This window comes from Bianquea renquensis, from assembly GCF_014384895.1.
In the GTDB taxonomy this organism is placed as follows: Bacteria; Bacillota; Clostridia; order Lachnospirales; family Bianqueaceae; genus Bianquea; species Bianquea renquensis.
The window spans coordinates 42,563-57,380 of record NZ_JACRSQ010000016.1; the positions used below are offsets into that span (position 1 = coordinate 42,563).

Annotated in this window: 11 protein-coding genes; 1 reads left to right on the forward strand and 10 read right to left on the reverse strand. The window is 53.4% G+C overall.

All coding sequences use genetic code 11. From position 1 onward, the window contains the following. Positions 1 to 119: 119 nt before the first annotated feature. Positions 120 to 1,538, reverse strand: coding sequence for an amidophosphoribosyltransferase (locus H8730_RS11145; RefSeq protein ID WP_177719150.1), 1,419 nt, complete (start codon positions 1,536 to 1,538; stop codon positions 120 to 122). Positions 1,539 to 1,571: 33 nt separating this feature from the next. Next, positions 1,572 to 2,072: a 5-(carboxyamino)imidazole ribonucleotide mutase gene (gene purE, locus H8730_RS11150; protein WP_177719151.1), complete on the reverse strand. Its 501-nt coding sequence runs from the start codon at positions 2,070 to 2,072 to the stop codon at positions 1,572 to 1,574. A gap of 213 nt (positions 2,073 to 2,285) precedes the next feature. Between purE and H8730_RS11155 the strand changes: the two genes are divergently transcribed. After that, positions 2,286 to 2,561 (forward strand): hypothetical protein, encoded by a 276-nt coding sequence (locus H8730_RS11155; RefSeq protein WP_249289836.1) that lies wholly within the window; start codon positions 2,286 to 2,288, stop codon positions 2,559 to 2,561. A gap of 14 nt (positions 2,562 to 2,575) precedes the next feature. Here H8730_RS11155 and H8730_RS11160 read toward each other — a convergent pair whose 3' ends face one another. From H8730_RS11160 to H8730_RS11195, 8 genes are read right to left on the reverse strand one after another with little or no spacing between them, the layout of a single operon-like run. Beyond that, on the reverse strand, positions 2,576 to 3,103 hold the full coding sequence (locus tag H8730_RS11160; RefSeq protein WP_177719152.1) for a TetR/AcrR family transcriptional regulator C-terminal domain-containing protein: 528 nt from the start codon (positions 3,101 to 3,103) through the stop codon (positions 2,576 to 2,578). 33 nt (positions 3,104 to 3,136) lie between these two features. After that, positions 3,137 to 4,321 (reverse strand): LL-diaminopimelate aminotransferase, encoded by a 1,185-nt coding sequence (locus tag H8730_RS11165; protein WP_177719153.1) that lies wholly within the window; start codon positions 4,319 to 4,321, stop codon positions 3,137 to 3,139. Further along, positions 4,312 to 5,961 (reverse strand): CTP synthase, encoded by a 1,650-nt coding sequence (pyrG, locus tag H8730_RS11170; RefSeq protein WP_177719154.1) that lies wholly within the window; start codon positions 5,959 to 5,961, stop codon positions 4,312 to 4,314. The genes H8730_RS11165 and pyrG overlap by 10 nt, the downstream gene beginning before the upstream one ends. Before the next feature lie 14 nt (positions 5,962 to 5,975). After that, the gene (gene carB, locus H8730_RS11175) at positions 5,976 to 10,016 is read right to left on the reverse strand and encodes a carbamoyl-phosphate synthase large subunit (protein WP_177719155.1); all 4,041 of its coding nucleotides are present in this window, start codon (positions 10,014 to 10,016) and stop codon (positions 5,976 to 5,978) included. Then, positions 10,007 to 11,101 carry a carbamoyl phosphate synthase small subunit gene (locus H8730_RS11180; RefSeq protein WP_177719156.1) on the reverse strand — a complete coding sequence of 365 codons (1,095 nt, stop codon included), beginning with the start codon at positions 11,099 to 11,101 and terminating at the stop codon, positions 10,007 to 10,009. The genes carB and H8730_RS11180 overlap by 10 nt, the downstream gene beginning before the upstream one ends. A 39-nt stretch (positions 11,102 to 11,140) precedes the next feature. Next, positions 11,141 to 12,547 (reverse strand): amidophosphoribosyltransferase, encoded by a 1,407-nt coding sequence (gene purF, locus H8730_RS11185; RefSeq protein ID WP_177719157.1) that lies wholly within the window; start codon positions 12,545 to 12,547, stop codon positions 11,141 to 11,143. An 18-nt stretch (positions 12,548 to 12,565) separates the two neighbouring features. Further along, positions 12,566 to 13,135: an ANTAR domain-containing response regulator gene (locus H8730_RS11190; protein ID WP_177719158.1), complete on the reverse strand. Its 570-nt coding sequence runs from the start codon at positions 13,133 to 13,135 to the stop codon at positions 12,566 to 12,568. Positions 13,136 to 13,157: 22 nt separating this feature from the next. Further along, positions 13,158 to 14,477: a glutamine synthetase family protein gene (locus tag H8730_RS11195; RefSeq protein WP_177719159.1), complete on the reverse strand. Its 1,320-nt coding sequence runs from the start codon at positions 14,475 to 14,477 to the stop codon at positions 13,158 to 13,160. Positions 14,478 to 14,818 lie beyond the last annotated feature (341 nt).

Here is a 14,818-nt window from a genome sequence, read left to right on the forward strand (position 1 = left end):
ATTAAATATTTACAAGAATGAATTGTATTTTTCATTTCGAATCACCCTCTCTATACGATATATCACCTAACCGTCAATGAGCCGCAGACTATCGCGTCCACGGCTCATTGACAGGTTTTCTATTCCTTACCTGTCCAGCAATACGTGCAGACATCGCAGGACGGGATCTGGATCGCCTCCAACATCGTTTCCAAGCTCTGATAGTGAAGCGATGTGAAATTCAATTTTTCCCGAATCTTCTCCACCATGGCTTTATACTCCGTGGATTCTGTATCAGTGTATTTCTTTAGGGTTTCCTCTGACGGCACGCCACCCTCCAACTCCACAATGACACGCCGGGTAATCAAATCCAGCTCCGAGGATGAGCGAGAGAAATTCAGATACTTGCACCCATACACGATCGGAGGACAGGCAGGACGAATGTGAACCTCCCTCGCACCACTGTTGTAGAGAAATTGCACCGTCTCCCCCATCTGCGTTCCGCGCACAATGGAATCATCGATAAAGAGCAAGCTTTTATCCTTTATTAGATCTTCTATAGGGATTAGCTTCATATGCGCGACGAGATTGCGCATCTCCTGTCTCTGGGGCATAAAGCTCCGGGGCCAGGTGGGCGTGTACTTGATGAAAGGTCTCGCAAAGGGAATGCCAGACGCATTGGCATAGCCGATCGCCGCGGCCAAACCGGAGTCTGGAATTCCGGCCACATAATCAATGCTCTCCGGATCGACCTCGTCCTCCTTCGCCAGGAGCTCGCCACAGCGATACCGCATACTCTCCACGCTGACACCCTCATAGGATGCCGACGGATATCCATAGTAGGTCCACAGGAAGGCGCAAACCCGCTTCTTTTTCAGCGCTTCCATCTTCACCTCCACGGAATCCGGCGTGACAAAGACCACCTCCCCCGGCCCTAACTGGCGTTCATCGGTATACCCGAGATTTAAGTAGGCAAAGGACTCAAAGGAAGCGCAATGAGCTCCCTCCTTTCGGCCAATGACCACCGGGGTCCGCCCCACGATATCGCGGGCCGCGTAAAAACCCTTCTCTGTGAGAATCAGAATCGACATGGAACCATCGATATGCTCTTGGGCAAACCGGATCCCTTCCGGAATGCTGCCTTTTCGATTGATCAGGGCCGCCACCAACTCCGTCGCGTTGATTCGGCCGCCGCTCATCTCCAGGAAATGCATGTTGCCCCCCTGAAACGCCAGGTCCACAAGCTCTTTCTCATTGTTGATGCGCCCTACGGTGGTAATCGCATAATTTCCGAGATGAGATCGGACAATCAGTGGCTGTGGTTCGTTATCACTGATACAGCCAATGCCAAAACAGCCTTTCATCTCTTCCACATCCCGTTCGAATTTCGTTCGAAAGGGTGAATTCTCAATATTATGAATGGCCCGCTCAAACCCTGTTTCCTCAGCGTAAACCGCCATACCACCCCGTTTTGTCCCTAGATGAGAATGATAATCCACGCCAAAAAATAAGTCCATCACACAGTCCTGCTGGGACGCAACACCAAAAAAACCGCCCAAATCATTAGCTCCTCTCGTTATCGCTATACCGCTTTACAGCCGCTCCGCCTCTTGCTGCATTTTGGCATCCTTCTCTCTCACGCCCTCGGCCATTTCCTCTTTCATCTCCAACAATTTCGCGCTGAGCGCCTCGTCCGACAGCGCTAAAATCTGGATGGCCAGCAAAGCCGCGTTGTCAGCTCCATCAATGGCCACCGTGGCCACAGGAATTCCTTTGGGCATCTGAACCGTCGACAGCAGCGCATCCAAACCATCTAAGGTAGAAGCCTTGATCGGGATTCCAATGACAGGAAGCGTCGTATGAGCCGCCAGCACGCCCGCCAGATGGGCCGCCTTTCCGGCCGCCGCTATGATAACGCCAAATCCAGCCTCGCGAGCGCCGGACGCAAAAGCCGAGGCCTCCGCCGGAGTCCGATGGGCGCTCATCACATGAACCTCCGTCTCCACGTCAAAAGACTTCAACATCTTCACCGCGCCCTTCACTGTCCCCCAATCGCTATCACTGCCCATAATAACCGCTACTTTTTTCGCCATATCGTATCCACCTTTCAACAACACCCACTATAGAAGACCCTTCGGTTCCACGGACCTAAGTTCGCCAAACGCCGAACCCTCCACAGAAAAAAACACAACCCCAACAAAAAACCAAGACACCCTCTATTGTAAACCAAAACCCAAAAAATATCAATGATATTTTGAACAAGCACAAGCCGCGCAGAGGAAAGGCTGTAGGAGCCGGGGGGCTGCTTGCAGACCAACCGGCGGATACAGCCTTTCCTCTATGGGGCGACGCCCCATCAGCGAAGAAGCCAACGGCTTCGGAGCGGCGCGGCGGCCCCCCTTCATCTCACAGCAACGCGCAGAGGAAAGGCTGTAGGACCGGGGGGGCTGCTTGCAGACCAACCGGCGGATACAGCCTTTCCTCTATGGGGCGACGCCCCATCAGCGAAGAAGCCAACGGCTTCGGAGCGGGCGCGGCGGCCCCCCTTCATCTCGCAGCAACGCGCAGAGGAAAGGCTGTAGGAGCCGGGGGGCTGCTATCCCACCTGAGAAGGACGATACATGGAAACCACCCTGCACATCCCCTCTAGCACTTGCTTCGGCTCCTCCTCAAGCCCCTGCTCCAGCCATTGATCCACCAGTCCCTGAAAGGTCACCGCCAGCACATTCACGTCAAAATCCCGATCTCGAAGATCCAGGTCCTCCGCCTTCCAGAAAAGTTCATAGGCAATCTCATAGATCGCCTTCTCATACGCACCTCGCCCCATGGACGCAAAAATTGTCCGGCACAACTGCTCATTTTGCTGAATATAGAAAAGGATGCGCAGAAGACCGAGCCGCCAATTCTCAAAGAATACATCCTCGGACAAGCTCTGTTGAATCTCTTCCTTCAACGTCCACGTCAGCAGCTGCTGGATATCCTGAAAATAATAGTAAAATGTCTGCCGATTGACCCCCAGGTGCTCGACGATCTTCTTGACCGTCACCTTGTGAAACGGCACTTCCAGCAATACAGCCTTCAATGAATTTCCTAACGCTCGTTTTGTCATGTATGAACTTGACATGGTGCTCCTCCTTTCCAGGGACAAAAGCCTGCCTCAGCGGGGATAGACCCCACACAATCGTTCCATCCCTCGCTTCGCATCTTCCCGTCTTCCAAACGCAGTCAAGCGGAAAAATCCTTCCCCACAACTTCCAAATCCAGCGCCCGGCGTTCCCACAACGCGAGCCTTCTCCAACAGCAGATCAAAGAGCTTCCAGGAATCATATCCCTCTGGGCACTGCATCCAGATATAGGGTGAGTTTTCCCCTCCGGTAAACCAAATCCCCAGGCCGCGGAGGGCGTTGGCGATGATCGCCGCATTCTCCATATAGTAGGCAATATTCTGTTGTGCCTGCCGAATCCCTTCCTCCGTCAGGACCGCTGCCGCCCCCCGCTGGACAATATAGGGCACTCCGTTGAATTTCGTCGTCTGGCGGCGAAGCCACATCCTATTGAGCGACATTTCCCCTCGGGTCAGATCCTTTGGCACAACGGTGTACCCGCATCGGGTTCCGGTAAATCCCGCCGTCTTCGAAAACGAACAAAACTCGATAGCACAGGTTTTCGCGCCGGGAATCTCATAAATGCTTCTCGGCAGCGAGGGATCCCGAATAAAAGCTTCATAGGCGCTGTCAAATAAAAGAATCGCATCCTGATCATTGGCATATGCCACCCACTGCGCCAACTGGTCTCGATTGTACACCGCGCCGGTTGGATTGTTAGGCGAGCACAGATATATGAGATCCGCCTTCACTCCGGCAGGCGGCATAGGCAGAAATTGGTTCTCAACAGTGGCCTTCAAAAATTGAATTCGGCGGCCCGCCATAAGGTTGGTGTCCACGTAGACCGGATACACCGGGTCCGGTATCAAGACCGTATTCTGCGAGTCAAATAAATCCAGGATATTCCCTAAATCGCTCTTCGCCCCATCGCTGACAAAGATTTCATCTCTCTCCAGAGCCACCCCCTTTTTCGCGTAATAGGAGGCGATGGCATCCCGCAGAAAGTCATATCCCTGCTCCGGGCCATACCCCCGAAAGGTCTCCGCGCGGCCCATCTCATCCACGGCCTCTTTCATAGCCTCCACCGACGCCTGACATAAAGGAAGTGTGACATCCCCAATTCCCATCCGGATGACATCGGCATCGGGATGGGAGGCCTTAAACGTTGCAACTTTGTGGTTAATCTCTGAAAATAGATAGCTTTCCTTAAGTTCTGAATAATGTGTGTTCATCCGCATTGCGCTTCGCTCCTTTCCGCCTGTCGCACCGCCGCCGCGATAAATTCCCGAAAGAGTGGGTGGGCTCGATTGGGACGGCTCTTAAATTCTGGATGATACTGAACCCCCACAAAGAAATCCTGCTCCGGCAGTTCCACCGCCTCCACCAGCCGTCCATCCGGTGATGTCCCCGCAATGCACAATCCCTTTTCCGTCATGGCGTCCCTATATTCATTGCAGAATTCAAATCGATGCCGGTGCCGTTCTTGGATTTCCGGCTGACCGTAGGCAGCGTCCATCCTGGTGCGGGGCATGATTTTACACGGATATGCTCCTAAGCGCATGGTTCCGCCCTTAGGTCCTTCATAATTCTGATCCGGCATCCAATCGATGACGCGGTGGCCACTGCCGGGATTAAACTCGGCGGAGTTGGCGTCCTCCCAGCCCACAACATTCCTCGCAAATTCAATAACTGCAATCTGCATCCCCAGGCAAATTCCCAGATACGGAATTTTCTTTGTCCTGGCATACTCCGCCGCCAAAATCATTCCCTCAATTCCTCTGTCTCCAAAGCCGCCGGGAACCAAGATGGCATCCTGACCGCTGAGCACGGAATCCACCGTCAGCGGCGTAATACTCTCCGAATCCGTCCACTGAATCTCAATGCGGCTTTCATTTTCAAAGCCTGCGTGGCGCAGAGCTTCCGCCACGGATAAATACGCATCGTGGAGCTTCGTATACTTTCCAACCAGCGCCACCTTCACAACCTTCGTGCAGTGCTCAATGCGGTACAACATCCTATTCCACTCTGTCATATCGCTCTCGTGAGGACACTGAATCGATAATTCCCGGCAAACAATATCGTCCAGGCCATTCTCATGAAGCATGACGGGCGCCTGATACAGAACGGGAAGCGTTTGATTCTCGATCACACAGTCCGGCTTAACATTACAAAATAAAGCGATCTTGCTCACAATGGAGTCTTCCAGCGGCTCATTGCAGCGGGTCACGATCAAATCCGGCATGATGCCGAAGGATTGGAGCTCTTTGACGGAGTGTTGGGTAGGCTTTGATTTATGTTCGCCGGAGCTTTTGATGTAGGGCACCAGTGTAACATGGATAAATAGACAATTTCTCCTGCCTACCTCATGGGAGACCTGCCGGATCGCCTCCAGAAAAGGCTGGCTTTCAATATCGCCCGTGGTTCCTCCGATCTCCGTAATGACCACGTCAGCGTCCGTCTTTTGCCCGACTGAATAGATGAAACTCTTAATCTCATTGGTAATGTGGGGAATCACCTGAACCGTCTCCCCTAGATATTCACCCTTCCGCTCTTTCGTCAATACATTCCAGTACACCTTGCCCGTCGTCAGATTGGAAAACTGGTTAAGATTCTCATCGATAAACCGTTCATAGTGCCCCAGGTCCAGATCCGTTTCCGCTCCATCCTCCGTGACAAAAACTTCGCCATGCTGATATGGGCTCATGGTTCCCGGGTCCACATTAATATAGGGGTCTAGCTTTTGCGCCGCGATCTTCAACCCGCGCGCCTTCAACAGTCTCCCCAAGGACGCAGCGGTAATCCCCTTTCCCAGCCCGGAAACGACGCCTCCCGTCACAAAGATATATTTTGTTTTTCCGTCTCTCACGCCAGTACCCATACAGATCCCCCTTATCAGATTTCAACTGTACCTTCAAATACCATCTGTGCCTTGCCTGTCATATACACGGTTTCGTCCGTATAGCGCACCTCCAGATCACCGCCCTTGAGTTTGACAAGGATCTCCCGATCCTTCTGACAATGCCCACCTAATACGGCCGCTACCGCCGCCGCACAGGCTCCGGTGCCACAGGCCCATGTTTCACCGCTGCCCCGCTCCCAGACCCGCATTTTGACAGTATTATTATCTAGGATTCGAATAAACTCAACGTTCACCCGCTCCGGAAACAGCTCACAGTTCTCCACCGCACTTCCGATCTTGGCGATATCCAGACTGTCCAGATCCTCCCAGTAGATGACACAATGTGGATTCCCCATGGACACGCAGGTGATGGCGTAGCTCTCCCCATTGATGGTAACTTGACGGTTCACCACCGTATCCCCGTCTAACAGAACCGGAAGGGAGGAGGGGCTCAGCCCGGCGGGTCCCATGTCCACCGTCGCGCTGTCCACCAGACCATTTTGCAGGTACAACTTTAACGTTTTCACACCGCTGAGGGTTTCGATACGCATGACTTGCTTTTGCACAATTCCCGTATCGTACAGATATTTTCCCACACAGCGGATGGCGTTCCCACACATTTTTCCTTCGCTGCCGTCGAGGTTGAACATCCGCATTTTCGCATCCGCGATCTCGGAGGAGCAGATCAACACAACCCCATCTCCGCCAATGCCAAAATGCCGATCTGAGAGACTGACACTCAGGGATTGTGGATTGGTGATCTCTTGATTCATGCAGTCGAAATAGATATAGTCATTGCCAGCGCCCTGCATTTTGATAAAGTGCAGTTTGGTCTTGCGGGTTCGCATGTGATTCAGCTCCACCAGCTCTGTGTTGTACTGGGAATACCGGCTGCGCAAACTGTTGGCCAGCGCGTTTGCCGTGTCCAATGACGTGAGACAGGGGATTGCATGCTCCACAGCCGTACGGCGGAGCTTTACGCTGTCGCGGCTGGGGATCCGCCCCTTGGAGGATGTCGAAATAATATATTGGATTTTGCCGCTCTCCAACAGCGTCCTGGTGTTGTCCTTAGACTCATGGATCTTGTTGACTGCCGTGACGCCCATTCCTGCCTGTGCCAATATTCTAGCCGTCCCCTTTGTGGCATACAGTTCAAAGCCAAGCTCGTCAAACTTTCTCGCAATATCCGCGATCTCCGCCTTATCACTGTCCCGGACTGTAATCAGGACGCCCCCCTGTTTTTCCATCTTATAACCGGCGGCGACCAAACCTTTAAATAAAGCCTCATCCATGGTCCTGCCGATCCCCAGCACCTCGCCGGTGGATTTCATCTCCGGTCCCAGCTGTACATCCAGATCCCGCAGCTTTTCGAAGGAGAACACGGGAACTTTCACCGCCACATAGGGCGGTGTCTGGTACAATCCAGTTCCATAGCCCATATCAGCCAGCTTCTCTCCCAGCATAGCCCTGGTCGCCAAATCCACCATGGGCACACCTGTCACTTTGCTTATATAGGGGACGGTTCTAGAGGATCTAGGATTGACCTCGATCACATAGAGCTCTCCCTCATGGGCGACATACTGAATATTCACCAGTCCATGAGTGTCCAACGCCAGTGCCAAGTTCCGCGTAAACTCCACCAACTTCTGAGTCAGGCTTCCACTGACATTCCATGGGGGATACACGGCGATGGAATCCCCGGAGTGGACACCCGCCCTCTCGATATGCTCCATAATTCCCGGGATCAAGACCTCCTCTCCATCGCAGATGGCATCCACCTCGATCTCAACGCCCCGCAGATATTTATCAATGAGAATGGGATTTTCAATTCCATGGGATAGGATAATCCCCATATACTCCTTAATGTCCTCATCGCTGAAGGCAATGATCATGTTTTGTCCGCCCAGCACATAGGAGGGACGCATTAATACTGGGTACCCCAATCGGTTGGCGGCTGCAAGAGCCTCCTCCGTTTTCATGACCGTATCCCCCTCCGGCCGCTTGATCCCCAATTTTTCCAAGAGCGCGTCAAACCGCTCCCGGTCCTCCGCCGCATCGATGCTGTCAGCAGGGGTCCCTAAAATCCGGACGCCGGATTTCTCCAGATATTTGGTCAGTTTGATGGCCGTCTGGCCTCCAAAAGCTACCACCACGCCATAGGGCTTTTCTGTATCGATGATGCTCTTCACATCCTCAGGGGTCAACGGCTCAAAGTATAGTCGGTCCGCCGTATCGAAATCCGTGGAGACCGTCTCCGGATTGTTGTTGACGATCACCACCTCATACCCCGCTTCTTTCAGCGCCCAAACGCAGTGAACGGACGCGTAGTCGAATTCGATTCCCTGGCCGATTCGGATGGGCCCCGAGCCGAATACGAGAATGGTTTGTTTGCCCGAAGCGCGGTCCTCCAGAAATGCCTGGGCCTCGTTCTCTTCATCCCAGGTGGAATAGAAATACGGGGTTTGCGCTGCGAACTCCGCCGCACAGGTGTCCACCATTTTGAAGGCCGCTGATCTCGACGCTGTGACAGGCCGGCCAGCCAGCCGTGAGATCACGGCGTCAGGGTAACTGTACTTCTTGCAGGTCTCAAACAGCGCCTCACTCCATTCGCCCGCTTCCAGCCTCTGTTCCAGCCTTGCCAAATTCTGAAGCTTATACAAAAACCAGAGATCAATGGCGGTGATCTCATGGATCTGCTCACAGGAGATGCCCCGTTTGATCGCGGCGAAAACCACAAATAACCGCTCATCATCGCAGATGGAAAGCTGGTCTATGAGCTGCTGGCCGGAGTGCTCTGCAAGCCGGGGAAGGTTCAGACTATCCAGGGAAATCTCCGCTCCCCGGACAGCTTTCATAATGGCCGCTTCAAATGTATCTCCGATGGCCATGACTTCCCCTGTGGCTTTCATCTGGGTGCCCAGCGTCCGCTTGGCATACACAAATTTATCAAAAGGCCATTTGGGAAGCTTGACAACAACATAGTCCAAAGCGGGTTCAAAGCAGGCGTACGTCTTTCCCGTAATGGCATTGGGGATCTCATCTAATGAATAGCCGATGGCGATCTTGGCCGCCACCTTGGCGATGGGGTATCCCGTGGCCTTGGACGCCAATGCGGAGGACCGCGATACCCGGGGATTGACCTCGATGACGGCGTACTCAAAGCTGTCCGGTTTTAGGGCAAACTGGCAATTGCACCCGCCCTCGATCTTCAAGGCGGAGATGATATTCAAGGCGGCGGAGCGAAGCATCTGGTACTCCCTGTCTGCCAGGGTGACTGCCGGTGCGATTACGATGCTGTCCCCTGTGTGAACCCCGACGGGGTCAAAATTTTCCATGCTGCACACGGTTATGACATTGCCTTTTCCGTCCCGCATGACCTCAAATTCAATCTCTTTCCATCCCGCGATACATTTCTCCACAAGAATCTGGGTGATGGGGGATTGCCGCAGGCCATTTTCCGCGGTCTCCACCAACTCCTTCTCCTCGTAGGCAATGCCTCCACCGCTGCCCCCCAGGGTAAAGGCGGGACGGACGATGACAGGATATCCGATGGACTTAGCGAATGCCAGGGCGGAGTCCACATCCTGCACGACTTTGGATGGAATGACCGGCTCCCCGATGGATTCCATGGTGTCCTTGAACATCTGCCGGTCTTCTGCCCGGTCGATGGTTTCTGGCCGGGCCCCGAGCAGCTGTACATGATGCGCCTCCAAAAATCCTTCTTTCGCCAGCTGCATAGACAATGTGAGCCCCGTCTGTCCACCTAGGGTGGACAGCAAGCTGTCAGGCTGCTCCTTTTCAATGATGCGCTTGATGGTGGGAAGCGTCAGAGGTTCAATGTATATTTTATCCGCCATGGCTTTGTCGGTCATGATGGTGGCGGGATTGGAATTGACTAGCACCACCTCAAGTCCTTCTTCCCTCAAGGCACGGCACGCCTGGGTTCCAGCGTAATCAAATTCAGCCGCTTGCCCGATCACAATGGGGCCGGAGCCGATCACCATGACTTTTTTGATCGTGGGATTCAATGGCATATTGACTGCCCCCTTTCCATCAACTGCATGAAGTCGTTAAACAGATATTCCGTATCCCGCGGGCCGCCGCAGGCCTCCGGATGAAATTGCACGGAAAAGGCCGGTATATCCTCATAGCGGACGCCCTCGCAGGTTCCATCATTGACGTTGACAAAGCTCTCCTTGGCGCAGGCCGGCAGCGATGCGCTGTCCACCGCGTAGCCGTGGTTTTGGCTGGTGATGTAAACCCGCCCTGTGCTCAGATCTTTGACGGGTTGGTTCGCTCCCCGATGGCCGTATTTCAACTTGGAGGTGGCGGCTCCCTTTGCCAGGGCCAAAAGTTGATGTCCCAGACAGATTCCAAAGGTGGGAATTTTTTGGTCCAGCAGTTTGGCCAACTCCTGGATGATCCCCGGGTTATCCGCCGGATCGCCAGGCCCATTGGATAGCATAATCCCATGGGGCTTCCACGCTTTGATCTGCTCAGCTTTTGTGTCCGCCGGAACGGTGATGACCCGGCAGCCGCGCTTCATCAATTCCCGCTCAATATTGCGCTTTGCGCCAAAATCCCACAGAACGACGCGCTTTGTATTGACACCGGCGGGCGCGGACTGGTAGGCTTCCCGGCAGGTGACGTGGGAGACTGCATCCGTCACGCGGTAGGCGCGGAGCTCGCTCTGCAACGCCTCCTCCATGTAGGGTGATGTGGAAATCCGGGCGTTCATGACGCCATGCTCCCGGATCAGTTTCGTCAGCTCTCGGGTATCGAGATCATACATGCCGATAACGCCCTTTTCCTGTAGATACTGATCAAGCGTTCTTTCACAGCGGAAATTGGAGGGATGCTCACACCATTGCCGGACAATGTAGGCCCTTACGTGGGGGCCGCCGCTCTCAAAATCCGCAGGGATGATTCCATAATTTCCGATCAGGGGGAAGGTGTGAACTACAATCTGGCCGTAATAGCTTGGGTCTGTCAGAGTCTCCAGATATCCCGTCATTCCGGTGGTAAAAACTAACTCACCTGTGACCTCGCCCGCCGCGCCAAATCCCTTTCCCTTAAAAACCCGTCCGTTTTCAAGCAGCAAATAGACTTCTCTTTCCATGGTTACCTCCGTTTCGCCTCCAAATTCTCGACCGCTGGTTTACTCTTCAAATTGCTCTTTCCGATGGCATCCTACGGCAATCGGATAGTCCCCAGTAAAACATCCCGTACAGAAGCGCCTGGCGCTCTCCCTGCAGGCCTCCTTCAATCCCTTGGTGCTGATAAATCCCAGGCTATCCGCTCCAATGTGTTTGGCAATCTCCTCCACGCTCATCCGGTTGGCAATGAGATTTTCCTCACTGTCAATGTCCGTTCCAAAATGGCAGGTATGGCGAAAGGGCGGCGAGGAGATTCGCATGTGGACCTCCTTGGCCCCAGCATTCTTCAGGCTTTTGATAATCTTTGCGCTTGTGGTCCCCCGGACAATGGAATCATCCACCAGCACCACCCGCTTTCCCTCAATGTTGGCTCGCAACGGGTTTAATTTCAGCCGTACCGCGGCATCGCGCTGCGCCTGGGAAGGAAAGATGAAACTGCGGCCAATATAGCGGTTTTTGACAAAACCGGAGACATTGGGCAGATGGCTGGCGTAGGCGTATCCTTCCGCCGATTCCAGTCCGCTGTCCGGCACCCCGCATACCACGTCGGCATCCACGGGATATTCCTTCGCCAGCTGGATTCCCATATTAAACCGCGCCTGGTATACGCTCAGCCTGTCAATGACGGAATCGGTTCTTGCAAAGTATACGTACTCAAAAATGCACAGCCCTTCATTTTCACAGGGAAGAACCTTCTGGCTTGTGTATGTACCATCTCCCTGGATTACGATCATCTCTCCCGGCTCCACGTCCCGGATAAACTCAAATCCCGCACTGTCCAGGGCACAGCTTTCGGACGCCACCGCCATGCCGTGTTGGCTTCGCCCCAGACATAGCGGGCGGAAGCCGAAGCTGTCCCGAACGGCGATGATTTTATTCTTGCTGGACAGAACCAGCAGGGAAAACGCACCTTTCAATTGCTTCGATGCTTCCGCGACCCCCGCCTCGATACTGCCCCGATGGAGAGCCTCATAGGCGATGAGAAGGGATATGGCCTCACTGTCATTGGTGGCTGTAAAATCGCAGCCCACGGATAGGAGCCGTTCTCTGATTTCCGCCGCATTGACGATATTCCCGTTGTGGGCTACGGCGATGCGCCCTTCCAGATACTCCTTGACAATAGGCTGAACATTAGCCTTTGTATTATTCCCCGTCGTCGAATAGCGGACATGTCCAATGGCTTCCGATGCATCGGGAAGTTCGCTCAAAACAGAGGGCGAAAAAACTTCGCTGACTAACCCAACATCCTTGTGGCAAAGGATGGAGCTGTCCTTCAAAAGCGCGATTCCTGCACCCTCCTGCCCTCTGTGCTGCAATGCCAAAAGCGCATTGTAGGTGATGCCCGCCGCTTCCCCTGCTCTGCTGACCACGCCAAAAATACCGCATTCCTCTCGAAGCTTTTCCATCATGATTTGCACGCTTTCCTTTCAACTTTCATAGGTTTGCAGAATCCCCTCCGCCACTTCCCGCCGGGTTCTGCGAGTGTCCATTGCCTGTTTTTCGATATGCCGGTGTGCTTGCGCCTCCGTCATGTTCAAATATTGGATCAAACAGCATTTTGCTCGATCGACAAGCCTGATTTCCTCGATTTTTTGCTGCAGCTTTACATTTTCCCTTTGCAGGACCATAAGCCTTCGCCTGGCCGTTAACACCATCTTGACCGCGTGGTAGAAAAATGCGCGGTTAATTGGCTTTGGAACGACCACCACGCCATACTCCTCCACCTTGGCTTCCACATCCTCCGCCACATCCGCCTTCACGACCAGGATGATGCCGCAGACATTGGTTTCCGCTATATTCATGGCCAGATCATGGCCAAATTCATCGATCAGCGGCGCGTTGATGATGACCAAGTCCGGAGCCTTTTCCAGGAATGCGCGCCTCGCCTCGGAACCGCTGGAAATGGTTCCCGCGACGGAAAATGACTGAGACCGCAAAAATTCTGTCAATACCGTGTTTCCTTTTTCCGTACTGGATACGATTATGACGTTGTCCATGTCGTCTCACCCTCTCTGCGCGCTATACCTGGATAAAATACAGCCGATGCTCTAATTCCTGCTTGTCTTCCGCCTCCTTAAACTGCTTCCACTGTTCCTTTTTGGCCTTCAAGTAAAACGATCGTATTTTCTCCGGCATGACCTGTTGCAGAAATGTACTCTTTACCGCCGCGTCCAGCGCTTCTTTTAAAGACCTGGGCAGCTTTTGCAATGTCTGAAGTTCCTCCTCGCTGGCCGTAAACAAATCCAGATTTAAGGGGGCTGGCAGCTTCTTGTGTTCGCGAATGCCTTCCAATCCTGCCTTGATCAACAGGGTGAAGGCCAAATAGGGATTGCAGGCTAGATCCGGTGATCGAAGCTCCATCCGGCTTCTCTCTCCCACTGTCGCAGGGATTCGAATGAGCTGCGATCGATTTTGATGGGACCAGGATATATATCCGGGCGCTTCGCTGTTGCCCAGCCGTCTGTACGAATTGGTGATGGGATTCAAGAACAATGTGATTTCACAAATCCGGTCGAGAATTCCTGCGATAAAGCTTTCGGCCTCCTGGTTGTGGGAGTAACCGTCGGTTCGAAAGATATTCACACCGTCGCGGAACAGCGATAGATTGATGTGCAGGCCGCTGCCCCATGCATCGGCCAAGGGTTTTGGCATAAAGGATGCGCACAGGCCATTGCGGTTGGCGATGGTTTTGACAACGGATTCAAAATGGATCACATTATCCGCCGCCGTCAGCGCATCGCTGTACCGGAAATCCACCTCGTTCTGCCCTGGTCCGTGTTCGTGGTGGGAACTCTCCGGTTTGATCCCCATCTCCTCCAGGGTGAGGCAGATCTCCCGCCGCACATTTTCTCCCCGGTCTAGGGGCGCAATGTCGCAATACCCCGCGCGGTCCTGGGGTATGCTCGTCGGGTTTCCCTTCTCGTCCAGCTCAAACAGATAGAACTCGCACTCCGTGCCCACCTGGCATGTGAGGCCTAAGGCATTGAGTTCCGCCACCGCTTGTTTTAGCAGCTGGCGCCCGTCCCCGGCAAAGGGTGTACCGTCAGGGTGCCGGATATCGCAGAAAAAACGGACGACACGGCCGTGAGATGGCCTCCACGGCAGCACTGTCAGCGTCGAAGGGTCCGGGATCAGAAATAGATCCGATTCCTTCACGTTCATAAATCCTTCCACTGCTGACGCCGCAAAGGATATTCCCGTCTCAAACGCCCGCGGCAATTCGTCCGGCATGATGGCAATATTTTTTTGATGCCCATACACATCGCAGAACGCCAGTCGAATAAATTTCACATCGTTTTCTTCGACAAATTGAAGAATCTCACTCGCTTTATACTTCATGCCGTTTCCTCCTTCTCATCCTCGGTCCTGTAAAATTTTACAGCCCTATTTCTGTTCAAACTCTTTCCAAACAAATTGACCCCTCACAGCGACCCGCTCCAGCTCCATATGATCGCCGCCGGGCCGGCCCCCTCAGTCTGTACTATTTCCATCCCCATACTCCATGTGCGATTTGGCAGAATAATACTATTGTAACCCACAGTCAAATGACAATAAATATAGCATTCAGCCATTTTAATAAAATTATGCCAGACCAGTTATAGACTGATATCTATGGATTCTAACCGCTCTTTTTCGGTTATAATGCTGTGTTCGCGTCCCTCCAAGCACCTGATTCAAGG

Coding starts and splice junctions, on each gene's coding strand:
- purE (WP_177719151.1), bottom strand. CDS start 2,072: ATGGCGAAAAAAGTAGCGGTTATTATGGGCAGTGATAGCGATTGGGGG.
- H8730_RS11160 (WP_177719152.1), bottom strand. CDS start 3,103: ATGTCAAGTTCATACATGACAAAACGAGCGTTAGGAAATTCATTGAAG.
- H8730_RS11165 (WP_177719153.1), bottom strand. CDS start 4,321: ATGCGGATGAACACACATTATTCAGAACTTAAGGAAAGCTATCTATTT.
- pyrG (WP_177719154.1), bottom strand. CDS start 5,961: ATGGGTACTGGCGTGAGAGACGGAAAAACAAAATATATCTTTGTGACG.
- carB (WP_177719155.1), bottom strand. CDS start 10,016: ATGCCATTGAATCCCACGATCAAAAAAGTCATGGTGATCGGCTCCGGC.
- H8730_RS11180 (WP_177719156.1), bottom strand. CDS start 11,101: ATGGAAAGAGAAGTCTATTTGCTGCTTGAAAACGGACGGGTTTTTAAG.
- purF (WP_177719157.1), bottom strand. CDS start 12,547: ATGATGGAAAAGCTTCGAGAGGAATGCGGTATTTTTGGCGTGGTCAGC.
- H8730_RS11190 (WP_177719158.1), bottom strand. CDS start 13,135: ATGGACAACGTCATAATCGTATCCAGTACGGAAAAAGGAAACACGGTA.
- H8730_RS11195 (WP_177719159.1), bottom strand. CDS start 14,477: ATGAAGTATAAAGCGAGTGAGATTCTTCAATTTGTCGAAGAAAACGAT.